This is a genomic window from Nannocystis pusilla, from assembly GCF_026626665.1.
Taxonomy (GTDB): domain Bacteria; phylum Myxococcota_A; class Polyangia; order Nannocystales; family Nannocystaceae; genus Nannocystis; species Nannocystis pusilla.
Genome location: NZ_JAPNKE010000002.1, coordinates 10,004,337 through 10,029,252 on the forward strand (window position 1 = coordinate 10,004,337; position 24,916 = coordinate 10,029,252).

The window sequence follows — 24,916 nt, forward strand, 5'->3', positions numbered from 1 at the left end:
TGTGGACAGGCCCACGGGCGGCCGGCTAAATTGGCGGAGGTGGCGGCCGGCGGGCGAGGACGACGTTGCGCGGCGGGGCTCCTGCTGGCGGCCTGCGAGGTCGCAGCGCCCAGCGACGACATCTTGCCGCCCGACGAGGCAGGCCCGGAGCTCTCACCTTGTGTGCCGACGGAGGCTGCGTTTTTCCGCGCGGCGCTCGAGCCGATGCCGGGCGACGCGAGCGCCGAGCTGAGGTGCGAGGTGCAGGCGGCGAGCGGGAGCCCGGGGTCTCGCGTCCTCGAGCTCGTGTGCGACGGGGCGGCGGCGCGGCTGTTCGTCGAGGCCGAACCGGCGCCGGCCGGCGATGGTTTCGCTACCGGGCAGGTGCTGCAGATCCGCTCGATCGTCGCGCCGGGCGAGGCGGCGAACGACCCGGACGTGTGGCTGCGGGTCGAGGACGCGGGCGGGGCGCTGCTCCTGGCGGCGGCCGTCGGCGCGCGCGTCGATCCGCCGGAGGGCGGCGGGTGGGCCGCGCCGTTCGCGTGGCGCGAGGCGGCCGGCACCTGCATGGTCGAAGAGACAGCTTGCGGGGAGACCCGCCGCGCCGCGCTGGACCTGCAGCTCTCGGGCGGCGCGCCGCTCCGCCTGTACGATGGGACATCTTCGGCGGCCGGGGACGAAGGGGCGTTTATGGCCTACGTCGAGGCGGCCCGGGCGAACCTGCCGGGGTCCGGATGTCCCCGGGAGTTCGTGTTCGGACTCATCGCGGCGCGCTGACGTCGCGGCTCGAAAACGCTTGGGCGGATCCGAGCCGGTTTGGTAGGTTGCCTGGGGTGACGGTCGTCGATCGCTACAAGCACGGGAGCTTCTGCTGGGCCGAGCTCGGCAGTCCGGAGCCGGCGGTGACGACGCGGTTCTACAGCGGGCTGTTCGACCTCGGGATCCACCACGGCAAGGGCTACACGATCCTCACCAAGCGCGGGCGCGACGTGGTCGCGATCCACCGCATGCGCGCCGACGAGGAGGCGCGCGGCGAGGTGCCGCGGTGGATGCCGTTCGTCAACGTCGACTCGATCGACCGCGCGATGGCGCGGGTCGAGCCGCGCGGCGGGCAGGTGATCGTGCCGCCGCGGGAGGTCTACGACTCGGGCCGCATGTCGGTGCTGGCGGACCCGAGCGGGGCGCGGCTGGCGTTGTGGCAGGCGGTGAACCACGCGGGCGCCGGGCTCATCGATGAACCGGCGACGATGTGCTGGTGGGAGCTCAACACGCGCGACGCGGACGAGGCCGGTGTCTTCTACAGCGACGTCATCGGTTGGCGGCGGAGCGAGCGGGCGGTGGAGTCGACGCACTACACCGACTTCTTCGTCGGCGAGCGCAAGGTCGGCGGGATGCTGCAGATGACCGAGGCGTGGGGCTCGATGGCGTCGCACTGGATGACGTACTTCCGGGTCGAGGACTGCGACGAGGGCGCGGCCCTCGCGGCGCAGCTCGGCGGCGCGATTGTGGTCGCCCCGAGCGACATCCCGCCGGTCGGCCGCTTCGCGGTGCTGAGCGACCCACACGGGGGAATCTTCTCGATCGTCGCCTACGGACAGGCCGCCCGCGGACCTTCGCCCTGAGCGGGGGTTGACCGCGATCGCCCGCAGCGAGTAGCGTCCACGGCGATGATCCGCGCCCGCGGCATCCGCAAGAGCTACCGCCTCGCCGGCGCACGGTCGGGCGAACTACCGGTGCTCCGTGGCGTCGACTTCGACGTCGCCGACGGCGAGTTCGCGGCGGTGATCGGCCGCTCGGGCAGCGGCAAGAGCACGCTGCTGGCGCTGCTCGGCGGGCTCGACAGCGACTACTCCGGCGAGCTCAAGGTCGCGGGCAAGGAGCTGCGCACGCTGTCCGACGCCGAGCTCAGCGCCTACCGCAACGCGACCATCGGCTTCGTGTTCCAGGCGTTCCACCTGCTCGACCACCTGAGCTGCGAGGACAACGTGGCCCTGCCGGGGCTGTTCCGCGCCAGCGGCAAGGAGAGCAAGGAGGCGCGGCTGGCCCGCGCGCGCGAGCTGATGGAGACGGTCGGCATCGCCGACAAGATCGGCACCCGGCCGGGCACGCTGTCGGGCGGGCAGAAGCAGCGGCTGGCGATCGCGCGGGCGCTCTACCACAAGCCGCAGCTGCTCATCTGCGACGAGCCGACCGGCAACCTCGACAGCGCCTCGGCGTCCGCCATCATCGCGCTGTTCCGCAAGCTGCGCGACGAGTCGGGGGTGACGCTCATCATCGTGACGCACGACCCGACGGTCGCCGCGGCGGCCGACCGGGTGATCGAGATCAAGGACGGCGTGGTCGAGCTGGTGCCGGGCAATCAGGAGGTGCGCGCGTGAGCAGCATCGGAGCGATCGTCCGCGGCAACCTGCGCAACAACGCGGTCCACTTCGCGCTGGCGTCGGTCGGCGTGATCGTCGGCATCGCCGCGTTCGCGTTCTTCCTGGCCCTCGGCGCCGGCGTGCGCGAGGTCGTGCTCGGCAAGATCTTCCCGCTCGACCAGCTCGAGGTGATCGCGAAGTCGATGTCGCTCGACGTCGGCCCCGTCAGCCTCGGGCTCGCCAGCGACGTGCTCGACGAAACGGCGGCGCAGCAGCTGCGCGGGGTCGCGGGCGTGCGCGGGGTCTACCCGAAGATGAAGCTGACGGCCCCGGCGATCGGGCTCGGCGGCAAGGAGATCATCGGCAACGACATCCGCACCGAGCTCATCATCGACGGCGTCGACCCGGCGCTCGTGCAGGGCGAGTTCTCCGGGGCGGACCAGTTCCGCGAGGTGCCCGAGCCGGCGGCCGCGCCGACGGCCTGCAGCGACGAGTCGGCCTGCGCGAAGGACCAGTACTGCGGCAAGCCCTACCGCGGCGGGCCGGGCAAGGTGTGCCGCGACTACGTGCCGGTGATCGCCTCGCCGCACATGCTGGAGATCTACAACGGCTCGCTGCGCCGGGCCTACAACCTGCCGCGGCTCAACCCGGACTATCTGGTCGGCGTGTCGCTCGAGATGCGGGTCGGGGCGTCGATGGTGCAGGCGGCCGAGAAGGACGAGCTGCTGTTCGAGCGGCTCAAGCTGGTCGGCTTCTCCGACAAGGCGGTGCCGCTGGGGGTGACGCTGCCGCTGTCGCAGGTGGCGCGCTACAACGTCCACTTCGGCTCGCCCGAGGCGGCGACCCGCTACCACTCGATCATCATCAAGATCGAGAGCAAGGACCAGGTCGCGGCGGTCGCCAAGGCGATCGAGGAGCTCGGCTTCGAGGTCACCGACGGCGGGGCCGAGCAGGCCGGCTTCCTCATCAGCGTGTTCGTGCTGGTGTTCAGCCTGCTGTCGACGATCATCGTCGGCATCGCGGCGGTCAACATCATGCACGTGTTCTTCATGCTGGTGTACGAGCGCCAGCGGGAGATCGGGATCATGCGCGCGGTCGGGGCCCGTCGCTCGGACATCCAGCGCATCATCCTCGGCGAGGCGGCGTGCGTCGGCCTGCTCGCGGGGGCGATCGGCGTCGGCCTGGCGTACGCGGCCAGCCGCGTGTTCGACTACATCTCGGCGCAGCACCTGCCCGACTTCCCGTACAAGCCCGAGACGTACTTCGCGTTCAGCGTCGACCTCGTGGCGCTCGCGCTCGGCTTCGCCGCGGGGTTCTGCGTCCTCGGGGCGTGGCTGCCCGCCCGCAGGGCCGCGCGCATGGACCCGGCGGCGGTCCTCACCGGCCGATGAGTGGCGCGCCGCGGCGTGGCGTCTCGCCACAGCCCGGCGGGGCGGATCTGCTCGCAGCGCCAAGCGCCCGCGATCGCTGGTGAAACCAGGCCGCGGCGGGTGGAACGTTCTCCGCTAGAGGGGCCGGCATGACTCGCCTCGCCCCGCTGTTCGCCCTGTCCGCGGCCCTGTCCACCGGCTGTTTCTTCACAAACGAGGATACGCCCTTCGTCGAGGCCGACGACGTGCGCATCGACCTGCCGGAGTCGATCGCGGCGCGCGAGGGCGGCCAGGTCCGCGGGGCCCTGCACATCGGCGTCGAGTACACGGCCGGGCAGGTCAACCGCTGGGTGACGGTGCTGGTCGAGCACTGCGCGCGCGTGATCGCCTACCTCGACGACGTGCAGCCGAGCGAGCGCGACGGCAACACCCGCATCTACGGGCCGTACGCCGACAACGACGGCCGCGACCTGGCGTGGCTGGTCCGCGTCGAGACGCTCGAGGACGGCGCGAACTACCAGATCTACGTCGGCAGCCGCGACGCGAAGGCGCAGGACGAGATGGCGCTGCTGATGGCGGGCGACCTGCACAAGGACGACACCAAGCGCAGCGGCGGCTTCAAGATGGACTTCGACGTGGTCGAGAAGTACCCGGAGATGAAGGGCGCCGATGCCGACATGAGCGTGATCGGCGGGTTCGTGGAGGTCACCTTCGAGCGCGATGTCGAGACCGAGGAGAAGCGCATCGACCTCGACTTCAAGGCGGTCAGCTTCGAGTACCTCGGCTACCTCGACGACGACGTGTTCTACAGCGACGACAAGTACAGCTACACCCGCGATCCGAAGGGCGGCGGGACCTTCGACTTGACGCTGTACGGCGAGTGGGACGACTACGGCTGGAGCGGGCCGGAGCAGGAGAAGGCGAGCGTGCAGGCGGCGTGGGACGGCGAGGGCAACGGCCGGGCGCGCGGCAGCATCCTCGAGGTCGACGGCGTCGGCGATTTGAAGCACGGCGATTTGTTTCTCGACGAGTGCCAGGGTGCCGACGGCTTCCTCACGTGGCGTTCGCTGAACGAGCCCTATGCGCTCGAAGCGCCCGACTACGGCTTCGGCGACCCGAAGAGCTGCGTCATCCCGGAGAGCGCGCTCGACGGGCTCTGAGCGAGGGCGCCCGTGGTCCGGCCGGAGTCGGCGAAGACGGCGAATTCTCGCCGATCTCGCGGCCCGGCCTGGTCCTTTTAAAGGCGCAGTATACTGCCTCCACAGGTATGAGCGCGACGCGTCTCAAGAGTCTCGGCAAGCTGGCCGTCCTCATCGGCCTGCCGGTCGCCTTCGTCGTCGGCCTGTTCGGCGCCGGCGTCTACGTCGGCCACGGGCACCGGACGACGATCCTCTCGTTCGAGCGCGACTGGCTCGGCCTCGACGTGAAGGTCCCCGGCGAGCCGAGCAAGCCCCCGTCGGACACGGCCAAGCCGGAGCCGCCGAAGCCGGAGCCGCCGAAGCCCGAGCCGACGGCCACGCCCGAGCCCGCGAAGCCGGAGCCGACGACCACGCCGGACCCGACGCCGAAGCCGGTCGAGGCGCCGCCGAAGCCGGTCGAGACGCCGCCGCCGCCCGCGGCCGGCCTCCCGGTCGCGGTCGCCGAGCCGGCGCCGCTGCCCCCCGAGCTGCAGGCCCGCCTCGGCGAGCCGCTCAAGCTGCGCGTCAAGGTGGTGGTCGACGAGGAGGTGTTCGACCGCCGCAGCGACTGGATCGACTACGCCGAGCGCCACGTCCGCTGGGCCTCGCAGGTGCTGCTGCGCGAGCTCGGGGTCGAGCTCGAGCTGCGCGGGGTGGTGGCCTGGCCGACCGCCTGGTCTTCGGGACAGGTGGCCTTCGCCGACCTCGAGCGGGTCGGCAGCGACGGCGCCGACCTGGTGCTCGGCCTCGGCGGCCGCAACATCCGCACGCCTGTGCAGGCCGGCCCGACCACCGCCACGCACCACGCGACCGCCGCGATCGCGTTCAGCTCCGACCCGACGTCGCCCGCGCCGCACCTCCGCAGCCTGCTGCGCGCGGTCACCCAGGCGATGGGCAGCGACCCGGTCGCCGCCGACGCCGACCCGATCGCGTTCTCGGCCGAGGAGCGGCGGATCTTGCTCGAGCGCAAGCACCTGCCCTTCACCGCCGAAGTCGTCGAAGACGCCCCCCCGCAGCCGGCCGACGAGGCCGCGCTTCAAGGAGAGAACTGAGATGGCCGCCCCCGCCCGCGCCCCCAAAACAGCCCCAAGCGGCAGGACCCCCCGGGCAACCAGCCGGCCAAGCGCGAGGAAGAAGAGGCGCCGCCGTCCCGCGTGGCCTGGTTCATCGGCTGGGTCGGCGTGCCGAGCCTCGTGTTCGGCGGGATCTTCGGCGGCGGCGTGCTGGTCGGCGCCCATTATCCCGACGGCTGGATCGCCTGGGCCGTCACCGGCCTCGCCGGCCTGCTCGGCGGCTGAAGCCAGCGCGCCGCAGCGGCTCGCGCCGGCCTGCTCGGCGAAAGCCACGAGCCGCAGCGGCGAGCGCCAGCCTGGCGAAAGCCGCGAGCCGCAGCGGCTCGCGCCGGCCAGCTCGGCGAAAGCCACGAGCCGCAGCGGCTCGCGCCGGCCAGCTCGGCGAAAGCCACGAGCCGCAGCGGCTCGCGCCGGCCAGCTCGGCTAAAGCCGGGAGCCGCAGCGTGAGCGGCGAGGGCTAACGGCTCGGCTCGCGCGGCTCGTGACGCTGCGGACGCGCCTCGTCGATGGCGCGTCTCGAGCTGCAGCAGCGCCCCGTGATCTCACCCGCGCCGCAGAGCGCTGACCGATCGAGGGGACATGCTCACGAGAGCATGTCCCTCTGCGCATGCTTTAAAAACATGCCCGAAGGGACATGCTCCGAGAGACAGCCTCAGCAGGGCCCGAGGGTGCGGCCGGTCTCGACGAACATGGCCTCGCGGTAGCGCTGCAGCTCGGCCTCGATGTCGGCCGCGCTGCCGCCCCGGGCCTCGACGAGGCGGGTGGCGACCTCGCGGGCGACGCTGGCGCCGAGGCCCTCGTCGGTGAGGGCGAGGGGGATCCGCCTGCGCAGGATGTCCTCGAGGTGGACGGCGCCCTCGTGGGTGATGGCGTGCTCGACCTCCGCCCAGCAGTACGGCAGGTCGTGGATGATGCGGGCGCCGAGCCGCGGGTCGGACTGGACCTGCCCATAAAGCTGCCGCGCGAGCGGGCCGTGGCGTTGCGCCAGATCGCCCAGGCGCGGGTCGTGCAGCTCCTCGGCCGAGAGCGGCAGGCCGGCCACCAGCGGGTGGCGGTGGGTCTGGCAGCGGCCGATCCCGGCCGGGAGTTGGCCGCGTTGCCGCAAGCGGCGGACCACGCGGTCGACGGTCTCCTCGGCCATCGAGCGGTAGGTGGTCAGTTTGCCGCCGACCACGGCGATTACCCCCTCCGCGGTCTCGAGGATCCGGTGGGTGCGGGAGATCTCGGCCGTCGGGTCGCCGGACGCGGCATGCTCGTCGCGCACCAGCGGCCGCACGCCGGCCCAGGCGCTGACGATGCGGCTCTGGCCGAGGACCGCGCGCGGCAAGACCTTGCCGATCAGGGCGAACAGCTCGTCGGTGTCGGCCGCGGTGACGCCGGCGGCGGCCGGGTCGCCCTCGTAGGCGGTGTCGGTCGTGCCGAGGTAGGTCCGCGGACCCCAGGGCACGACGAACAAGATCCGGCGCTCCTTCTGCGCCTGGACGACGAGGGGCTGGCGGATCGGGATGTCGGCCGAGCGCAGGACGAGGTGGATGCCGCGCGACAGGGCGAGCAAGTGGGCGCCGGCGACGCCGAGCAGTCGCTCCGACGTCCACGGCCCGGCGGCGACGACGACGCTGCGCGCGCGCACGCGGAGGCCGCCGTCGAGCTCGACGACCTGGGCTTCGCCCTCGCGGCGGATCGCCACCACCGGCGCGTAGGTGAGGACCTGCGCGCCGTGGCGGCGGGCGTCCTGCAGCGTGGCGAGGGTGAGGCGGGCGTCGTCGGTGACCGCGTCCTCGTAGGTGACCGCGCCGCGGAGCCCTTCTTCGCGGAGCAGCGGCTCGAGCGCGCGGGCGGCGGCGGGGCGCAGCACGCGGTGGCCGTGGCTGCGGTAGAGGCTGAGGGCGTCGTAGAGCGACAGGCCGATCCGCAGTTTCCACAGCGGCAGGCGGTCGCCGCGGTAGGCCGGGAACAGGAAGCGCGCCGGTTGGACGATGTGGCCGGCGATCTTGTAGAGCAGCCGCCGCTCGCGCAGCGCCTCGTAGACGAGGCCGAGCTCACCTTGCTCGAGGTAGCGGACGCCGCCGTGGATCAGTCGGCTCGAGCGCGAGGAGGTCCCGAAGGCCAGGTCACGCGCCTCGACGACGAGGACCTTGAGGCCGCGGAGGGCGGCGTCGCGGGCGACCCCGGCGCCGGCGATCCCGGCCCCCACGACCACGAGGTCCCACGCGGGCTCGGCTCGGGCGCGCCCATCGGCGTCGGCTCGCCGCAAGCGGTCCCGAAGCGAGCGGATCTCGGCCGGGCCCCACGGCGGGGGCGACTCTTGTACGGGCAGGATATCGGCGCGATGGTTGCGCCGCACGGCGGGCATTTGTGACACTCTGCCCAAGCCTACCGCGACCCCCGGAGACCTCGATGGCCTCGTACACGCTCCACATCCAGTACGTCGACCGCCCAGCGGAGACCCGGACGATCTCCCAGCCCAAAGTCCTCATCGGCCGAGACGCCGGTGACATCGTCCTCCACGACAGCCAGGTCTCGGGCCGCCACGCGGAGATCCTCTGGGACGGAGCGACCCTCCGCTTTACCGACCTCGGCTCCACCAACGGCAGCTTCCTACTCCAGGGCCAGCGCGTCGCCAACCTCGAGCTCACCCCGGGCATCGCCCTCCGCGTCGGCAACTCGCTCATCACCGTGCAGAGCATCGACGGGCTCGGCTCGAGCGGCGCCGGCAAGGGTCGCACCGTGATCGCCGCGCCGGGCATGGTCCCCGGTTTCCCCGCGCCGATGAAGCCGGCGGCGGCGCGCCCGCCGGGCCCGGTGATGCCGGCCCCGCCTGCGCCCTTCGGCGCGCCCCAGCCGGGGAATTTCGCCTTCGCGCCGACCGCGCAACACCAGGGGCCGCTGCTCCGGCCCGCGCCGGGGGGTCCTGCCCCGGGCGCGCCGGGTGGCTTCGCCGCCGCGCCGCCGCAGCCCGCGCCGTTCCCCGGCGGTGGGCCGGCGCCGTTCCCCGCGCCGACGCCGCCGAGCGGGTTTGCGGCCCAGCCGCCCGGCAGTTTCCAGCCTCAGCCGGCGACCGGCGGGTTCCAGCCGCAGCCGGCGACCGGCGGGTTCCAGCCGCAGCCGGGCGCCTTCGGGTCCCCGCCGCAGTCCGCGATCGCCACCCCGCCGCCGCAGGCCGTGCCGACGCCGATCTCCCAGCCCATGGCCGCGCCGCCGATGCCTGCGGGGCCGCCGGTGCTGGTGCCCGAGTCCGCGGTGCTCGACACCCCGCCGGCCGGCGAGCCCGCGGCCGCGTCCGTCGGTCCCGTGGGCGGCGATCTCGTCTCGCAGGTCAAGTTCATCCTCGGCGAGGGCTGGAAGGTGTTCCAGCCGGTGGCCGCCCCCGCGGTCGCGACCGTCGGCGCGGTGCTGATCCCGATCGGCCTGCTCGCGCAGCTCGGCCTCTTGATCCTCCCGCTCAGCATCGCCGCCTTGCTGGCGACCTTGCTGTCGCTGGTGCAGCTCGCGGCGATGGTCATCCTCATGCCCGCGCTCGGCCGCTTCATGCTGAGCAGCTACCTCGGCCAGCCGATCTCGATCCAGGCGGCCGTGCAGGAGACGATCGCCAAGGTCGCCGACGTCGCCGTCAACTGCTTCGTCCCCGGCATCGTGCTCGGCGTGTTCGCGGCGCCGATTTACTACGTCGAGGACAAGAAGCTCGTCCCGGTGATCAAGCGCAACTTCGAACTGCTCAAGAAGGAGCTGGTGCCGATCCTCGCCGCGGTGTTCGGCGCCGTCCTGGCCGTCTTCATCGCCATGGTGATCGTCGGCCTGATCCTCGGCTTCTTGCCGCTCGGCGGGATCTTGAACAGCATCTTCGTCAACGGCGTGACCGCATTCCTGTTCGCGTTCTTCTCGGCGCTGAGCGTGTGGCTGTACTTCTGGGTCCGGCGCAAGCACGAGGGCGGCGACCCCGAGAGCGAGGCGCGCGCGCCTCGGTGCGGCCGCGGGCGTCCTCCCGAGCGCGTGAGCCTGCGCGTCGCCGGCGTGACGGCGAGCTGAAGTGGCACCTGGCCTTTCCGCCAGGTGCCACTTCGTCTTCGCGCCCGCGTTCGTTCGCCGCGCGTGACGCATGCGCCACGTCACGCGGTTCGTTCGCGCCCGCTGCGCTGCGACTTGGCGCTCGTCTGCGGTCGGTTTACCCCAGCGCCGATCTCGCCTAGGCTTTGCCTCGCGCATGGACATGCCGACGCCCAGCAAGACCCTCCGCTTCGATCTCCGCGACCTGCCGCGGTTCCCGAGCCTGACCCCGAGCTGCTGCGGCTGGCCTATCAGGAGATGCTGCTCGCCCGCTGTCACGTCGAGCGGGTGGTCCAGGAGTGCGCCAAGGGCACCATCAAGTTCGCCATCTGGGGCTCGGGCGAGGAGCTGCACGGGGCGGCGGAGGCGCTGGCGTTCGCCGAGGTCGTCAACCCGGAGGCGTTCGGCATCTGCGCCCACTACCGCTCGGCTGGTCTTTTGGCCATGTGGTCGCGGCTGCGCGGCTACCCTGACTTCCACCTCGACCACATGCGCCAGCAGCTGTGCAAGTCGACCGACCCGTGGACGGGCGGGCGGCTGATGACGGCGCACTTCAACGACCTGCGCTTCAACACCTTGCCGGTGCAGAGCGCGCTCGGCATGCAGTTCGGCAAGGCCGTCGGCTACGCCCAGGGCCTGCGGCGCAAGGGCCACGACGACGGCCTCGTGGTCGCGGTCGTCGGCGACGGCACCACCGCCGAGAGCGACATGCACGAGGGCATGACGGGCGCCTCGATCTTGCGCTTGCCGGTCCTGCTGACGGTCACCGACAACAACGTCGCCATCAGCGTGCGGCCTGAGGACGGCCGCGGGATCCGCAGCTTCGAGCACTACGCTGCCGCCTTCGGCTTCGCCTACTTCGAGTGCGACGGCAACGACTTCCTCGGCTGCTACGAGACCGCCCGCGCGGCCGCGGAGTACTGCAAGGAGCAGCAGGCGCCGGCGCTGATGTGGGTCAAGAACCTGTCGCGCCTCAACAACCACAGCTCGGCCGCCGACTTCACGTTCGAGTTCGACAGCTACGACCCGCTGATCGACTTCGGCGAGGCGCTGGTGCAGGCGGGCGTGCTGGCTCCGCACGAGGTCTTGCGCCGCAACGCGGTCACCGAGGGCAAGGACTACTTCCGCCGCCACGACTGGGGCACCCTGGCCAAGGCGGCCGACGACTACGTGGTCGAGACGATGGCGATCTGCGCCACCGAGCCGGAGCCGAGCTACGAGTCTGTCCTTACGGACATCCGCGCCCCGTTCCCGGCGGTCGAGGAGGCGCCGCCGGAGAACCGGCCGACCGCGATCTCGATCAACGGCGCGATCCGCTCGGCGCTGCAGGCGATCCTCAAGGCCAACCCGATGTCGTGGGTGTACGGCCAGGACGTCGGCAAGAAGGGCGGCGTCATGGTGGCCACCAAGGGCCTCTACGAGCGCTTCCCCGACCAGGTCCGCGACGCGCCGATCAACGAGCCGCTGATCCTCGGCACCGCGTTCGGGTTCGCCCTGCACAAGGGCGCCACCGCGATCCCGGAGATCCAGTTCTCCGACTACTCGCTCAACACGCTGCACTGGCTGGTGCTGCTCGGCAACCAGCGCTGGCAGTCGGCGGGCACGGTCGACGTCAACGTCATCTTGCGCCTGCCGGTCGAGCCGCTGCACGGCGGGTCGGTCTACCACTCGATGTGCATGGAGGGCTTCTACGCCTCGATCCCGGGCATCACGATCGTCGCGCCGACGACCTCGCGGGACATGTACGGCCTGCTTCGCAGCGCGGCCGAGTACCCGGGGCCGGTGCTGGTGTTCGAGTCGAAGGGCCTCTACCGCATGACGCTGGGCGACGCGTTCCCCGGCGAGCCGACCGACCCCAAGGAGATCGCGGCGCTCAAGCGCAGCATCGGCTTCGGCGGCCACATCCCCGACCTGCCCGACGACTTCCGCGTGCCGCTCGGCAAGGCCGCGCTGCGCCGCCCGGGCAAGGACATCACCGTGGTCACCTGGGGCCGCTGCACCCTGTTCTGCAACGAGGCGGTGCAGAAGCTCGCGGCCGAGGGCGTCGACGTCGAGCTGCTCGACCTGCGCACCATCGTGCCCTACGACAGCGAGGCCGTGCTGGCCAGCGTGCGCAAGACCGGCCGCCTGCTGGTCGTCCACGAGGACCGCGTGTTCGCCAGCCTGGGCCGCGAGATCCAGGGCGCGGTGCAGGAGGCGATGGCCGGCGAGAACGTGATCACCCGCGTGCTCGGCCAGGACCCCAGCCCCGGCATCCCGTCGCCGATCGAGATCGAGGAGCAGATCGTGGTCAGCCCCGAGAAGGTCCACGCGGCTGTCCTCGAGGTCATGTCGATCCGCCGGGCCAAGCCGGCCGCCGACGCGGCCGCGCCCGCCCGGCCGGCGCGCGGCAGCGCCGACGTGTTCGCGCGCCCGCAGATCTTGTGGACGCCGAGCCGTAACTCGGTCACCTGATGCACGAAGCGGCGGTCCTCGACGAGCTCAAGGTCGGCGGTCTCACCCTGCGCGGGATCACCCGCGGCGGGATCGAGACCTGTCTCATGGTACCTGAACTCGGGGTCATGTTCGACGTCGGCATGTGCCCGCCCGGCGCGCTCAAGTACGACACGATCCTGGTCTCGCACGGGCACGCCGACCACCTCGGCGGCGTCGGCTACCTGGTGTCGCAGCGCCAGCTGATGCGCGCCCCGCCGCCGGCGATCCACGTGCCACAGGAGGTCCACGCGCCGCTGACGGCGATCCTCCGCGGCTGGGCGGAGATCGAAGGCTTCGACCTGCAGTGGCAGCTGCACGGGCACGCGCCCGGCGACCGCTTCCCGCTCGGCGGCGGGCTCTCCCGCGGGTGCGCGGCGCACTGCCTGCGCACGACCCACCGGGTGCCGTCGCTCGGGTGGATCGTCGAGCGCACCACCAGCCGCCTGAAGCCGGAGTACGTCGGCCTGCCGGGGCCGGAGATCGCGGCGCTGCGCAGGAGCGGCGTCGACGTGCTCGACGCCCACACCGAGCCGCTGATCTGCGTCACCGGCGACACCCAGATCGAGTTCTTCCAGCAGCACGAGCTGGTGCGCCGCTGCCGGGTGCTGGTCCACGAGGTCACGAGCTGGACCGACGAGCGCGACGTGGCGCAGACGCGCCGGTGGGGCCACACCCACCTCGACGAGCTGGTCGCCGAGTCGGAGCGGTTCACCGGCGAGGCGCTGGTGTTGGTCCACCGCAGCATGCGCCACAGCCGGTCCGAGGCCGAGCGGCTGGCGCGCGAGCGCTTCCCCGCGGGCGTGCGCGACCGCGTGCACGTGTTCGGCAACTGAATCCAGGGACAGGGAGCAAGGGACATGGCCGAAGGGACACATGATGACGGCGCCGCCGACGTCCTGATCCTCGGGGCCAGCTTCGCGGGCATCGAGCTGGTCCACCAGCTGCGCCGCAGCGCGCGCGGGCGGGGCCTGAAGATCACCGTGGTCGACCGCCAGGCCGAGCACCCGTACATCCCGCTGGTGCAGGAGCGGCTGGTCGGGCGGCTCGACCCGGCGAATTCGGTGCTGCCGACGCGGCGCTCCGTCGAGCAGAAGGCGGCCGCGCGCTACGTGGTCGGCGACGTCGTCGAGCTCGACCCCGACCGCAAGGAGGTCGTGCTGGCCTCGGGCGAGCGGCTGCGCGGGCGCTTCATCGTCGTCGCGCTCGGCTCGGTGCTGGCGCCGCCGGCCGGCATCGAGGGCGCGGAGCGGTTCGTCGACTACAAGTTCGAGGGCGAGTTCGCCAGCGCGGCCCAGCGGCTGGCGGCCCTGCTGGGTCCGGGCGGCGAGGTCTCGCGGCGGGTGAGCAGCGGTGACGGCCCCTACCGCGAGGGCGAGGCCAGCGGCCCGGCCGGCGAGCGCCCGACGATCGTCGTCGCGGGTGGCGGGATCTCCGGCGTCGAGCTCGCCGGCGACCTCGCCCGCCTCGCGCGCGTCAGGCCGGCCGGCTGGCGCGCGCCCAAGGTCGTCCTGATCCACTCGGGTCCGCGCCTGCTGCCGCACCTGTGCGAGCGCGCCGGTCGCAAGGCCGAGCAGCACCTGCAGGCCCAGGGCGTCGAGCTGCGGCTGAACACCCGGCTGACGCGCCTGGCCGCCGGGACAGCCGCGGTGCGCCCGGCCGGGCCCGGCGGGGACGCGGTGGATGTCCCTTGCGACATGGCCTTTTGGTCCGGTGGCGTGCGGCCGGCCCCCGTGCTCGCCAGGCTGCCGCTGCCGCGCACCGCCGCCGGCTGGCTGGCGGTGGGGCCGACCCTGCAGTGCTTCGCCACGCCGAAGCCGACCCGGCCGGACATCTTCGCCATCGGCGACGCGGCGCGGGTGCAGAGCGCCGCCGGCGAGTGGCCGACGATGCAGCGGGCGATCGAGTGCCTGTGGCAGGCGTGGCTGACGGCGGACAACCTGACGCGGCTGGCCCGCGAGGCGCCCGAATACCCGCACGGGGTGCCGCCGCTGCGCCCGCACACGCTGCGCGAGGATTTTCCCCACGGGGTCAGCATCGGCGACGAGTCGCTGGTCGTGTACGGCCGGCTGGTGGTCGACTTCGCGGCGGTGAACATCTGGTTCCGCCGGTTCTTGATGCGCCAGTACATCCGCCGCTACAGCTGAGCGGCGTTGCGACATGCTCTTCGGGGCATGTTTGAAGGAACATGTGGCCACGACGGGGGAGCGGCCGATCCGCGTCCGATGCGGAACGTGGAGGTTCGGTGGTACGGTCGCCGGGATGGGAGGAGCGCCCGGGAGCCCGAAGATCCGCGCGGCGGCCGGCTGGCTGAGCCTCGCGCTGGCGTGCGCGCGCGCGGGCGAGCCTGCGCGCACCGAGGCGCCGCCGACCGAGGGCGAGCCCGCGCGCACCGAGGCGCCGCGGGAGGGGAAGAAGCAGGTCGTCGAGCCGGTCGGCGTCGACCCGTCGCTGCTCGTCAGCGCCGAGCTCGCGCCGGGCGACGTCGAGGCGAAGTGCCACGCGCCGTCCTACCTCGCGCGTTGCCTGCAGGCGCGCGCACCCGCGGGTGCGCTTCGACTGGACCCTCGTGTTCGACGAGTCCTGGACGGACGAGCGCGGCGATCGGGTCGAGTACACCGAGGCCGAGAAGCTGGCGCGGCGGCAGCGGGTGATGGAGCGCCTGCAGGCCGACGGGGCGCGGGAGATCCACACCTACTCCTCGCTGGGGAGCGTGCTGGTGGTGGCGACCCATCCGCAAGTGCGCGGGGCGATGGCGCTGCCGGAGGTCTTCAGGGTCTCGGTGAGCTGCGCCGACGACGACCGCGAGTTCTGCGACTGCGGGCGCCTGCGGGTCGAACAGTGCCGGGCCCACGCGTTCTGCGGCGAGGTCTTCGGCTATCCGAACTGCCGTGAGCCTCTGACCCTCGCGGGCTGCACGCGCGCCGAGGTGTGCACCGACTCGATGGGCCGCGCCCGCGACCCGCGCGGCGTGATGTGGCAGTTCCGCAGCGGCTGCTACCCCGACCAGCCGGGCTGGAAGCCGCTCGGCTCGGCGATCGACATGGTCACGGGCGAGCCGCGGTGCCCGGGCGGCTGAGCGCGTCGCCGCGGGACATGTCTGGTTGAACATGCTCTCAAGGACATGTTGACGCGGACCACACCTCCTCGAACACGAGTGGGGCGCGTAGGGACGGTAGGGGTCGTCACGGACGAGAAGGTGCCTGGCGAACGGGGCGGCGAGGTGACGCAGCGGGGGAGCCGCGACGACGGCCCTTACCGAGGCGAGGTCAGGCGTTCGCACAGGCGCGGCAGCAGACGCGGGCCCGAGCGGGTCAGGGCGGCCAGGTCGAGGCGACGACGCTCCGCGTGATATGGCCCTCGCGACATGTCTTAAAAGACGGTAGAGATGGAGGTCGGCGCCGTCGGCCGCGGCCGCGCACGGCGGTTCGCAGCCTCTTCCGGCGAATCTACGCAAAACTGTGATTTCGTGGCGTCGAGACCTCGCGGGCGCTGGTAAACGCAAAAGAGAGCAGAAGGCGCGGCGTGAACGACGAAAGCGGTGTCGCCCGGAGGCCGCGGCGCGTCGCCACGATCCGGCGTTCAACCGGGTTTTACGGCGGTTTCGTGAGCGTTGCACGATTGCTCGCGATCGGGGGCGCCGCTAGACGTGGCCACATGCAGCGGTCTGCCCTCTCTCTCCTTGTACTCACAATCGCGTGCAACGGCGGCGGGACGTCGTCGGGCACGGACGGCGACACCGGCTCTTCCACTGGAACAGGCACCGGCGTCAGTACCGGCAGCACCACCGGGGACGACCCGGTGACCAGCACGATGACGCCGACGGGGACGAGCAATCCCTCGTCTACGAGCACGACGACCGACGCTCCGACCACCGAGAGCGGGCCGACCTCGACCACGACGAGCACGACCAGCATCGACACCACGGGTGTGGACACGACCGAGGGCACCACCGACGAGCCGGGCGACGCGATCTACGATCCGGCCGAGGACGGGCCGTGGCAATTGACGAACTCGCCGACGAGATGGACGTCGACGGCGTGGCGATCGGGGTGACCGCCTACTACCCGACCGGCGGGCCCGAGGCCGGTCCCTATCCGGTGGTGACCCTCGCCCACGGCTTCAACCTGCCGCCGACGCAGTACACCAGCTACGCCACCCGGCTCGCCTCGCACGGCTACGTCGTCCTCAACGTCGACCACGCCGGCTACATCTTCGGCACCGTCGACCACGTCGCCAACGCCAAGCAGGTGCTCGCCGCGCTCGACTGGGCGGCCGAGCATCCTGTCCTCGGGGACATCTCCGACGTGAGCAACGTCGGCGCCACCGGTCACTCGCTGGGCGGCAAGATCTCCGTGCTCGCGGCCATGTACGACGCCCGCGTCAAGGCCTCGCTCACCCTCGATCCGGTCGACGGCGCCAACATGTGTCCGAACATGCAGGCGTGCCCGGACGCCAGCGCGATGCTGCCGATCGCCATCCCGCTCGGCTTCCTCGGCGAGACCCTCGACACCGCCGGCTTCATGGCCTGCGCGCCGGCGGCCGAGATTTCACGACCTTCTACGCCGAGGCGGGCGCGCCCGCGCTGCAGGTCACGGTCAACGGCGCCAATCACATGAGCTTCCTCGACGACGTGGCGTCGTGCGGGATCACCTGCTCGTTCTGTCAGCAGCCCACGCTCGACAACGCCGTCGTCAACGAGCTCGCGCGCGCCTACGTGGTCGCGTACTACGGGCGATGGCTGCGCGACGAGCCCGGCTACGACACCTACCTGACCGGGGCCGAGGCGCAGCAGCGCTACGTCGACATGGGGCTGGTGACGATCGCCGAGAAGTGACGGACTGCGACCCGCGGCGCCACGTCGACAGGGGGCTGGTGACGAGCGCCGAGGAGTGACCGTCTGCGACCCGCGGCGCCACGTCGACATGGGGCTGGTGACGATCGCCGAGGAGTGACGGACTGCGCCCCGCGGGCCGCCCGGCGCCCGCGAGGGGCGTCTCGACTCGCGCCGCGGGCTCGTCCGTCCCGTTCCACGTGAGAAGGGCGAGGCCGCGGCGCGGGCTCGCCCTTCTCGGCTGTCTCAGAGGACCTGCCCGGATGGACAGGTCCTTCGGGTCATGTCCCGCTGAACTGCACGTCCTCGAACACGAGGGTGGGGGCGCGCAGGCTCGAGTACGGGTAGGGGTCGTCGCCGACGAGGGCGAGCTTGGCGAACAGGGCGGCGAGGTTGCCGGTGACGTTCATCTCGCCGATGGGGGCGCCGATCTTGCCGCCCTTGATCTGGTGGCCGCGGAGGCCCAGCGAGAAGTCGCCGGTGGTCGCGTCGCTGTTGCCGCCGAGCCAGGAGGTGACGTAGATGCCGTCCTGGACGTCGGCGATGAGCGCCGCCAGCGACTTGTCGCCGAGGGCGAGCACGCGGTTGCTGGCCGAGCCGGTGGTCGGGGCCCAGCCGAGCTTTCGCCCGTAATAGGTGTCGACGTAGTAGTTGCGGACCACGCCGGCCTCGATGAGCGGCATGCGCCTGGCCGAGATGCCCTCGCCGTCGAAGTGGCGCGAGCTCAGGCCGCGCGGCACCAGCGGGTCGTCGGTGATCGTCAGCTTGTCGCCGAACACCTTCTGGCCCTGCTTGCCGGCCAGGTAGGAGCGGCCCTGCTGGATCGACGCCGCCGACAGCGGCGACAGGGCGCGCGAGATCAACGACACCGCGGCCTCGGGGTCGACCACCATCGTCGTGCGCACCGTCGGGCCTTGGTGCTGCCGAGGCGATCGATCGTCCGCTTCAGCGCCAGCGCGGCCACGGCCGCCGGCTCGGGCAGGCCGGCGAGGAAGCGGCCGACCGCGTGGGCCGAGCCCTCGGGGCGCTTGTCCTCGCCCTCGCGCACCGTCGCGGTGCAGGAGTAGCCGACGTAGCTGCCGTCCCAGGTGCCGTCGAAGCCGTTGCTGCTGGCGGCGGCGCCCTGCGACTCGCCGCTGAACAGGTTGCTCTCGGCCGAGATGACGCGCGAGTCGCTGTGGGCCTTGGCGTCCATCTCGGCGCACCAGGCCTCGCGCTGCTCGCGGGTCAGCTTGGCGACGGAGGGGTCGACGCGCTCGAGGTCGACGGTGGGGCGGGCCTTGAACAGCGCGGGGTCGGGGATCACGCGGAAGGGGTCGGGCTGCAGCACGCGGGTGAGCGCGACCGCCTCCTTGATGAAGCCGGCCAGGCGGTCGGGCCGCAGGTCGGTGGTGCTGTGGGACGAGTAGCGGCCGTCGACGTAGAGGCTGATGCCGAGGCCGCGGGAGGTGCTCTCCTCGACCTTCTCGACCTTGCCGTCGCGGTAGACGAGGGACACCGAGCGGTCGCGCGAGACGGCGGCCCAGGCGTCCTGGGCACCTGCCTTCTTGGCCAGGTCGATGGCGGTGCGGGCGCTTTGGATCAGGTCAGACATTCTCGCCTCCGACGGTCATCTTCGAGACCAGGGTGGTGGGCAGGCCTTGCGACACCGGCACGCTCTGGCCGTCCTTGCCGCAGGTCCAGCCGCCGAAGTCGAGCTTGCAGTCGTTGGCCACCATGGTGACGTTGCGCAGCGCCTCGGGGCCGTTGCCGATGATGTTGATGTCCTTGATCGGGGCGGTGATCTTGCCGTCCTCGATGAGCCAGCCGTTCTTGATGTAGAAGGTGAAGTCGCCGGCGCCGATCTGGACCTGACCGTTGGTGAAGGTCTCGGCGATGATGCCCTTCTTGACCGAGGCGATGATCTCCTCGCGCGTGTGCGGGCCGTTCTCCATGTACGTGCTGCGCATGCGCGGCATCGGCGAGTGGCGGAACGACTCGCGCCGGCCCGAGCCGGTCGCCTTCACCTTGTAGTGCTTGGCGCTGATGCTGTCGTGCAGGTACGACGCCATCACGCCGTGGTCGACGAGGACGGTCTTCTCGACCGGGTTGCCCTCGTCGTCGACGTTGAGCGCGCCGCGCTCGCCCGCCTGGGTGGCGTCGTCGACGATCGTGACGAAGTCCGGCGCGACCTTCTTGCCGATCATGCTGGCGTAGATGCTGGTGTTCTTGCGGTTGAAGTCGGCCTCCATGCCGTGGCCGATGGCCTCGTGCAGGAGGATGCCGCTGGCGCCGGCGGCCAGCACCACCGGCATCTCGCCGGCCGGCGGGCGCTTGGCGTCGAACAGCACCATCGTGCGCGACACGGCCTCCTTGGCCAGGAACTCGAGGCGCTCGTCGGTGTACCAGTCGAAGCCGTGGCGGCCGGCCAGGTTGGCGCTGTTGCTCTGGGTGACGTCGCCCTTCTTGGCGGTCAGCATGCACCACAGGCGCGTCATCGGCCGCACGTCGGTGTGGACGTTGCCGTGCATGTCGGCGATGAGGACCAGCCTCGCCGTCGGCCCAGCTGACCGTGACCTTGTGGATCGCCGGGTCGGCCTTGCGCGCGAGCGCGGCCAGGTGCTCGATGCGCGGCAGCTTCTGCACCGTCTGCACCTCGGCCCACGGCTGGCTCAGCGTGTAGAAGTTGGTCGACCGCGAGCGCTGCTTGAACTCGACCGGGGCGTGCGCCGCGCCAGCGTGGGCGATGCCCGCCGCCGTGCGCGCCGCCGCCAGCATCGCCTCGAGGGACAGGTCCTCGGTGAACGCGTAGCCGGTCTGGTCGCCGACCACCACCCGCAGGCCGACGCCCTGGTCGACCGACGAGCTGGCGCGGCTGATGATGCCGTCCTCCATCGTGATCGAGTTGTCGCGGCTGTACTGGAAGTAGAGGTCGGCAGCGTCGGCGCCGCGCGCGGTCAGTTCGGTCATGACGCGCGCGATCGTGGGCTTGTCGACGGAGAACCACCCGAGGTGGTCGGCGAGGGGGGCTTGTTCACCGGGGATCATGGTGGTGCTCCCGGCCTTTGTGGTCCCTCGGCAGCCGCCGAGCAAGCCCGGGAGCCCGAGGCCGAGGGTGGAGACGGCCGCGAACGAGCGGCGAGATAGGGTCTGAGACATGAAGGGCTCCGCGTGGTGCTGGCGTGCTTGGAAACGAGAAATGGGCGTGAGGTTTCGCCGCGATACAAGGATGTGGCCGGTCGGCAGGAATCACTCGGCCCAGTGCCGCGCGACCCGGCTGTCGACGACGATCGGCACCGAAGTCACGACCTCGGCCATGGCGTCCTGCATGACCCGCTGGACCAGCGCCCGGGCCGCCTCGCCGTGCTCTTCGGGGACCTCGGCCAGGTACTCGTCGTGGACGCAGAGGATCCCCCGGCCGCCGAGCTCGGCGAGCGCCGGATGCAGGGCGACCATGGCCTTCTTGAAGCCCTCGGCGGCGGTGCCCTGCACGGGGATGTTGAGGGCGGCGTTGAAGCTGAACTTGCCGGCGAGGAAGCGCTTGCGCCGGCCGAGCGCGGTGCGGACGGTCAGGTCTTCGCGGGCGCTGCGGGGCTGCAGGGCCGAGACCTTGCGGTGCCAGGCGGCGATGCCGGGGAAGGTGGCGAAGAAGGCCTCGCGGGCGCGCTCGGCGGCGGCGAGGTCGAGGGTGAGGCCGTAGCTGGCCTCGGCGTACTCCTGGAAGCGGCGCGCGCCCATGCCGAACAGGAAGCCGAAGTTGACGGCCTTGGCGAGCTTGCGCTCGTGGGCGGTGACCTCGGCCTCGGGCTTGCGCGCGAGGGTGGCCGCGGTGGCGCGGTGCGGGTCGCGGCCGGCGTGGAACACCTCCCGCATGGCCGCGCACGGCGCCAGGTGGGCCGCCACGCGCAGCTCGATCTGCGCGTAGTCGGCGATCACCAGCACGTTGCCCGGCTCGGCGCGGAAGCACGAGCGCAGGCCCGGGGCGGTGTGCTCCGAGGGCACCTGCTGCAGGTTGGGCTGGCTGCAGGCGAACCGGCCGGAGTCGGTCGCCAACGGGTGCAGGTGCGGGCGCATGCGGCCGTCGTCGCCGAGGTGCTCGCGCGGCCAGTGGGCGTAGGTCGAGACCAACTTCTCGAGCTGGGCCTTGCGCTCGGGCGCCTCGGTGACCTGCAGCTCGGCGCGCCAGCCGTCGGCGATGGTGTTCCAGCGCGGGCCGTCGACGCCGACGCCGGCGGCCTCCATGGCGACCACCGCGGGCAGCAGCTTGCACTCGAGCTCGTAGGCCCGCGACATGCCGCGGGCGCGCAGCTCGGGGGTGAGGACGCGCAGCAGCGCGGGCGCGGCGGCGGCGGCGGCGGCGACGACCTCGAGCCGCGACCAGGCCGGAAGGACCTGTCCCGAGAGCCATTCGCCGGGCAGGCCGGCGCCGAGGTGGCGGCGAGCCAGCGCGGCGATCTCGAGCTCGTCGTGGCGGGCAAGGGCCCCCTCGGCCAACAAGGTCGCGGCGGTGCGCGTGCAGCCGACCCGCGCGACCGGCAGGCCGAGGAGCGCGAGGGCGGTGAGGTGGAAGTGAGCGTCGGGGAAGACGACGTAGGGCGCGTGCGGGCCGGCGAGCACCGGCACGAGCTGCAGCAGGTCGGACGGCGAGAAGCAGTTGCAGTGGACGACGAAGGTGCGGCCCTCGGCCGCGAGGGCGAGCAGGTCGACGCGGACGCGCCGCGGGTCGCTGGCGGCGTCGCGCGGGGCGTCGGGGTGCGGCGCGGCGAGGACGACCGCGACGCCGAGCACGGGGCTGCCGGCGAGGGAGTCGACGGCGCGCCGCAGACCCGCGGCGTCGAGCACGTCCTCGCTGGCGTTCGCGGTCACGGCCCGCCAGTGTAGCGCGAGCGCGCCCGCGCTTCGACGCCGGAGGGCTACGGTGGCTCATACGGGACGCTGAGCCGGCCGGCGATCGCGCGAGTGGTAGCAGGACGCGAGCTAGGGCGCGGCGAGGTCGTTCGCGAGGGCGTGTCGAGGCGGAGTGAGGACGCGATCCAATGCGCGAGCCTCGTGAGATCGGAGAGGTCGGACTTCGGGCGAAGTGAGGACGCGATCTCGCAGCGCCAAGGTTCGCGCGGTCGGAGGGGGGTTCAGAGATCTCGGCGCGTTCGAGTCGGGCGGTGTTCGCAAGGTTGGAGAGTTCGAGCGCGATCAAAGAAGATCGCGCTCGAGTCGAGCGCCGTGAGACGGCGGGACGAACAGTCACTGGCGAGGTTCGCCGGGCCGCGTCGCTGCCCGGCGCGCGTCGTCGCCACGAGAGGACTGCGTCCGCGTCGCTCTGCAGCGCGGAGCTTACGGCATCGGCGGGGGCATGCCGCCGCCGCCGCCGCCGCCCTGGGTCGCGCACGACTGTTGGTCGAGCGACGAGCGGATGGCGATGACCTTCGACGCCAGCATGGCGCCGTCGGGCATGCGGGCGACGGTGAGGAGGTAGTTGGTCTTGTCGTCCTCGCCGCCGATGATGTTGTCGGTCTCGTTGGTGGTGTCGGGCTGGCCGAACTCGCTGTACTCGGCGTGACCGGCGAAGATCTCGGCGTTGAGGTCGTCGCTGAAGAACAGCTGCGACGTCGCGTGCAGCGCGTCGTCGACGTACACGCGGAAGTGGATGTGGACCGCGCGGCCGCCATACCAGCCGGGGAAGCAGGTATCGAAGTCGACGCGGCCGTCGCTGCCGGTCGTCTGCGTGCCGCGGAAGTAGAGGTAGTTCTCCGCCTCGGGGTCGTCGCCGTAGCAGAACGCCCCGCTCGGCGTCACGCCCGAGTACACCCCCGTGCGCTGGGTGTGCCAGATCTCCACCTTCGCGTTCGCCAGCGGCTCGCACGTGTCCGCGGCCACCACGAGCAGCGCGAGGCGGACCGGCAGGCCTGCCCAGCCCTCGCTCACGTCCTGGCGCTCGATCGTGTCGGCGGTGCAGGGGCCCTCGGTGGTCTCGCACATCAGCACGCACTCGGTGACGCCGCCGGCGAACGGGTCGGGGTAGCAGTGCTTCATCGTCATCGCCGCGGTGCCGCCGGTGGCCCACGCGGTCGCGTTGCCGCAGGCGGCGCCGGTGGTGTCGCCCGTGGTCGCGTCGCCGCTGGTGCTGGCGTCGCCGGTGGTCGGGCCGGTGGTGGACGTCGGGCCGGTGGTCGAGTCGGTGCCGCCGGTGGTGCTGGTGGTGTCGCCGTCGGTGGTGCCCGTGGTGGTGCCGGTGGTGGTGTCGGTGTCGCCGCCGCTCGAGTCGCCGCAAGCGACCAGGACCGCCGCAGCGGCGCCGCCGAGGGCGCCGAGCGCGAATTCGCGCCGTGTCGGACGTCGAAGAATGGAATGCGCTGTCATGGTGTTCGCTCCCTCGTCTGGAACCGTAGGCGACCGATCTTAAGCAAATGTTGCAGCTCGCGGGTGAACCCAACTGGCGTCGTGCAGGCGGCTCACGCGGGGCGGCGTTGCGCGGGGCGGGCGGATCGAGAATCACTGGAGCGTGGCGGAGCGCGTGCTGGTCATCGAGGACGACCGCGAGCTGGGGCGGCAGATCGTGCTGCACCTGCGCCGCGCCGGCTACGAGCCGACGTGGTGGACGGAGGGGCGGGCGATCGCGCCGGAGGACGCGGCCGGGTTGGCGCTGGTGATCCTCGATCTGATGCTGCCCGGCACGCACGGGCTCGACATCCTCCGCGACCTGCGAGCGCGCGCCGACGTGCCGGTGCTGGTGCTGAGCGCCCGCGCCGACACGATGGACAAGGTCGGCGCGCTCAAGCTCGGGGCCGACGACTACATGACCAAGCCGTTCTGGCCGGAGGAGCTGGTCGAGCGGGTGCGGGCGCGGCTGCGCCGGCCGACGCTGCAGCGCGACGACACGCTGACGGTCGGGGCGCTGACGATCGACCGGGCGCGGCGGACGGTGCAGGTGCGCGGGCGGGCGGTGGAATTGACGCGGGTCGAATTCGACTTCCTGGCGGCGCTGGCCCGCCGTCCGGGGGCGGCGCTCACCCGCGCGTGGCTGGCCGAGCACGTGCTGGGCCCCGACCGCGAGGGCAGCGAGCGCACGCTCGACGTGCACGCGTCGCGCCTGCGCAAGAAGCTGGCGCCGGAGGAGTGCATCGAGACGGTATGGGGCATCGGCTATCGCCTGCGCACGGAGCCCGCGCCGTGAACCTGCGGCTGCGCCTGGCGCTGACGACGATCGCGGTGACCATCCCGATGGTCGTCGCGCTGGTGCTGTTCGACGCGGCGGCCCGCCACCGCGCGGCCGAGGAGGCGCTGGCCGGCTACGCGCTGACGCGCATGCAGGAGCCCGGCGGACGCGACCGCTGCGAGGCAGATCCGGCGCACTGGGGCGGAGAGCTGCCGCCGGGGCGCGGGCCTCCGCCGCGGGAGGGGCGAGAGCCGGGCGAGGCGAGGCAGGACGAGGGCGTGGCGAGTGACTCGCGCGGTCGTGAGGGCGAGGCGGGTGACTTGCGCGGTCGTGAGGGCGTGGCGAGTGACTCGCGTGGTCGTGAGGGCGGGGCGGGTGACTCGCGCGGTCGTGAGGGCGAGGCGAGTGACTTGCGAGAGCGCCAGGGCGAGGCGAGTGACTTCCACGGTCGTGAGGGCGAGGCGGGTGACTTGC

22 protein-coding genes and 1 pseudogene are annotated in these 24,916 nt (G+C 72.1%); 16 read left to right on the forward strand and 7 right to left on the reverse strand.

The window, feature by feature from the left end; translation table 11 throughout:
* Positions 1-39: 39 nt before the first annotated feature.
* The 7 genes from OV079_RS44305 to OV079_RS44335 all read left to right on the forward strand — a co-directional run bounded on the left by OV079_RS44305 (position 40) and on the right by OV079_RS44335 (position 6,185).
* The gene (locus OV079_RS44305) at positions 40-756 is read left to right on the forward strand and encodes a hypothetical protein (protein ID WP_267775866.1); all 717 of its coding nucleotides are present in this window, start codon (positions 40-42) and stop codon (positions 754-756) included.
* A 56-nt stretch (positions 757-812) separates the two neighbouring features.
* The gene (locus OV079_RS44310; protein ID WP_267775867.1) at positions 813-1,601 is read left to right on the forward strand and encodes a VOC family protein; all 789 of its coding nucleotides are present in this window, start codon (positions 813-815) and stop codon (positions 1,599-1,601) included.
* 45 nt (positions 1,602-1,646) lie between these two features.
* Positions 1,647-2,357 carry an ABC transporter ATP-binding protein gene (locus OV079_RS44315; protein ID WP_267775868.1) on the forward strand — a complete coding sequence of 237 codons (711 nt, stop codon included), beginning with the start codon at positions 1,647-1,649 and terminating at the stop codon, positions 2,355-2,357.
* On the forward strand, positions 2,354-3,730 hold the full coding sequence (locus tag OV079_RS56725; RefSeq protein WP_267775869.1) for an ABC transporter permease: 1,377 nt from the start codon (positions 2,354-2,356) through the stop codon (positions 3,728-3,730). Before OV079_RS44315 ends, OV079_RS56725 begins: the two co-directional genes overlap by 4 nt.
* Before the next feature lie 128 nt (positions 3,731-3,858).
* Positions 3,859-4,869, forward strand: coding sequence for a hypothetical protein (locus tag OV079_RS44325; protein ID WP_267775871.1), 1,011 nt, complete (start codon positions 3,859-3,861; stop codon positions 4,867-4,869).
* A 107-nt stretch (positions 4,870-4,976) separates the two neighbouring features.
* The gene (locus OV079_RS44330; RefSeq protein ID WP_267775873.1) at positions 4,977-5,939 is read left to right on the forward strand and encodes a hypothetical protein; all 963 of its coding nucleotides are present in this window, start codon (positions 4,977-4,979) and stop codon (positions 5,937-5,939) included.
* A gap of 102 nt (positions 5,940-6,041) precedes the next feature.
* Positions 6,042-6,185 carry a hypothetical protein gene (locus tag OV079_RS44335; RefSeq protein WP_267775875.1) on the forward strand — a complete coding sequence of 48 codons (144 nt, stop codon included), beginning with the start codon at positions 6,042-6,044 and terminating at the stop codon, positions 6,183-6,185.
* 427 nt (positions 6,186-6,612) lie between these two features.
* Here OV079_RS44335 and OV079_RS44340 read toward each other — a convergent pair whose 3' ends face one another.
* Positions 6,613-8,154 carry a glycerol-3-phosphate dehydrogenase/oxidase gene (locus OV079_RS44340; protein ID WP_267775876.1) on the reverse strand — a complete coding sequence of 514 codons (1,542 nt, stop codon included), beginning with the start codon at positions 8,152-8,154 and terminating at the stop codon, positions 6,613-6,615.
* Between the two features lie 203 nt (positions 8,155-8,357).
* Here OV079_RS44340 and OV079_RS44345 point away from each other — a divergent pair, with 203 nt between their 5' ends.
* From OV079_RS44345 to OV079_RS44380, 8 genes are all read left to right on the forward strand, one after another.
* Positions 8,358-9,986 (forward strand): FHA domain-containing protein, encoded by a 1,629-nt coding sequence (locus OV079_RS44345; protein WP_267775877.1) that lies wholly within the window; start codon positions 8,358-8,360, stop codon positions 9,984-9,986.
* 276 nt (positions 9,987-10,262) lie between these two features.
* The gene (locus OV079_RS44350) at positions 10,263-12,458 is read left to right on the forward strand and encodes a transketolase C-terminal domain-containing protein (protein ID WP_267775878.1); all 2,196 of its coding nucleotides are present in this window, start codon (positions 10,263-10,265) and stop codon (positions 12,456-12,458) included.
* Positions 12,458-13,312, forward strand: coding sequence for an MBL fold metallo-hydrolase (locus OV079_RS44355; protein ID WP_267775879.1), 855 nt, complete (start codon positions 12,458-12,460; stop codon positions 13,310-13,312). Before OV079_RS44350 ends, OV079_RS44355 begins: the two co-directional genes overlap by 1 nt.
* Before the next feature lie 24 nt (positions 13,313-13,336).
* Complete coding sequence (locus OV079_RS44360; protein WP_267775880.1) at positions 13,337-14,623, forward strand: NAD(P)/FAD-dependent oxidoreductase; 1,287 nt, start codon at positions 13,337-13,339, stop codon at positions 14,621-14,623.
* 422 nt (positions 14,624-15,045) lie between these two features.
* The gene (locus tag OV079_RS44365) at positions 15,046-15,555 is read left to right on the forward strand and encodes a hypothetical protein (RefSeq protein ID WP_267775882.1); all 510 of its coding nucleotides are present in this window, start codon (positions 15,046-15,048) and stop codon (positions 15,553-15,555) included.
* A gap of 578 nt (positions 15,556-16,133) precedes the next feature.
* Entirely contained in the window at positions 16,134-16,532 is a 399-nt protein-coding gene (locus OV079_RS44370; protein WP_267775883.1) for a hypothetical protein, read from the forward strand.
* Positions 16,475-17,095: an alpha/beta fold hydrolase gene (locus OV079_RS44375; protein ID WP_267775885.1), complete on the forward strand. Its 621-nt coding sequence runs from the start codon at positions 16,475-16,477 to the stop codon at positions 17,093-17,095. Before OV079_RS44370 ends, OV079_RS44375 begins: the two co-directional genes overlap by 58 nt.
* Complete coding sequence (locus OV079_RS44380) at positions 17,092-17,313, forward strand: hypothetical protein (protein WP_267775886.1); 222 nt, start codon at positions 17,092-17,094, stop codon at positions 17,311-17,313. Before OV079_RS44375 ends, OV079_RS44380 begins: the two co-directional genes overlap by 4 nt.
* 278 nt (positions 17,314-17,591) lie before the next feature.
* On the opposite strand, the gene OV079_RS44385 is transcribed toward OV079_RS44380, so the two are convergent.
* The 6 genes and pseudogenes from OV079_RS44385 to OV079_RS44410 all read right to left on the reverse strand — a co-directional run bounded on the left by OV079_RS44385 (position 17,592) and on the right by OV079_RS44410 (position 23,646).
* Positions 17,592-18,215, reverse strand: a complete 624-nt coding sequence (locus OV079_RS44385; RefSeq protein ID WP_267775888.1) for a metallopeptidase TldD-related protein — start codon at positions 18,213-18,215, stop codon at positions 17,592-17,594.
* Complete coding sequence (locus OV079_RS44390) at positions 18,170-18,904, reverse strand: PmbA/TldA family metallopeptidase (protein WP_267775890.1); 735 nt, start codon at positions 18,902-18,904, stop codon at positions 18,170-18,172. Before OV079_RS44390 ends, OV079_RS44385 begins: the two co-directional genes overlap by 46 nt.
* Positions 18,897-19,820: a TldD/PmbA family protein gene (locus OV079_RS44395; RefSeq protein WP_267775891.1), complete on the reverse strand. Its 924-nt coding sequence runs from the start codon at positions 19,818-19,820 to the stop codon at positions 18,897-18,899. The genes OV079_RS44390 and OV079_RS44395 overlap by 8 nt, the downstream gene beginning before the upstream one ends.
* 271 nt (positions 19,821-20,091) lie before the next feature.
* A pseudogene (locus tag OV079_RS59635) lies at positions 20,092-20,448 on the reverse strand (PmbA/TldA family metallopeptidase); the annotation flags it as partial.
* Between the two features lie 90 nt (positions 20,449-20,538).
* A complete protein-coding gene (locus tag OV079_RS56730; protein ID WP_267775892.1) occupies positions 20,539-22,155 on the reverse strand; it encodes a DNA polymerase in 1,617 nt (538 codons plus the stop codon).
* 465 nt (positions 22,156-22,620) lie between these two features.
* A complete protein-coding gene (locus OV079_RS44410) occupies positions 22,621-23,646 on the reverse strand; it encodes a peptidase associated/transthyretin-like domain-containing protein (protein WP_267775894.1) in 1,026 nt (341 codons plus the stop codon).
* A gap of 142 nt (positions 23,647-23,788) precedes the next feature.
* Between OV079_RS44410 and OV079_RS44415 the strand changes: the two genes are divergently transcribed.
* Entirely contained in the window at positions 23,789-24,460 is a 672-nt protein-coding gene (locus OV079_RS44415; protein WP_267775895.1) for a winged helix-turn-helix domain-containing protein, read from the forward strand.
* Positions 24,461-24,916 lie beyond the last annotated feature (456 nt).

Bases quoted from the DNA above. Each gene is read 5' to 3' on its own strand.
- OV079_RS44315 (WP_267775868.1), top strand. From the start codon at position 1,647: ATGATCCGCGCCCGCGGCATCCGCAAGAGCTACCGCCTCGCCGGCGCA.
- OV079_RS44325 (WP_267775871.1), top strand. From the start codon at position 3,859: ATGACTCGCCTCGCCCCGCTGTTCGCCCTGTCCGCGGCCCTGTCCACC.
- OV079_RS44330 (WP_267775873.1), top strand. From the start codon at position 4,977: ATGAGCGCGACGCGTCTCAAGAGTCTCGGCAAGCTGGCCGTCCTCATC.
- OV079_RS44345 (WP_267775877.1), top strand. From the start codon at position 8,358: ATGGCCTCGTACACGCTCCACATCCAGTACGTCGACCGCCCAGCGGAG.
- OV079_RS44350 (WP_267775878.1), top strand. From the start codon at position 10,263: ATGCTGCTCGCCCGCTGTCACGTCGAGCGGGTGGTCCAGGAGTGCGCC.
- OV079_RS44355 (WP_267775879.1), top strand. From the start codon at position 12,458: ATGCACGAAGCGGCGGTCCTCGACGAGCTCAAGGTCGGCGGTCTCACC.
- OV079_RS44360 (WP_267775880.1), top strand. From the start codon at position 13,337: ATGGCCGAAGGGACACATGATGACGGCGCCGCCGACGTCCTGATCCTC.
- OV079_RS44370 (WP_267775883.1), top strand. From the start codon at position 16,134: ATGCAGCGGTCTGCCCTCTCTCTCCTTGTACTCACAATCGCGTGCAAC.
- OV079_RS44380 (WP_267775886.1), top strand. From the start codon at position 17,092: ATGAGCTTCCTCGACGACGTGGCGTCGTGCGGGATCACCTGCTCGTTC.
- OV079_RS44390 (WP_267775890.1), bottom strand. From the start codon at position 18,904: ATGTCTGACCTGATCCAAAGCGCCCGCACCGCCATCGACCTGGCCAAG.
- OV079_RS44395 (WP_267775891.1), bottom strand. From the start codon at position 19,820: ATGCACGGCAACGTCCACACCGACGTGCGGCCGATGACGCGCCTGTGG.
- OV079_RS44410 (WP_267775894.1), bottom strand. From the start codon at position 23,646: ATGACAGCGCATTCCATTCTTCGACGTCCGACACGGCGCGAATTCGCG.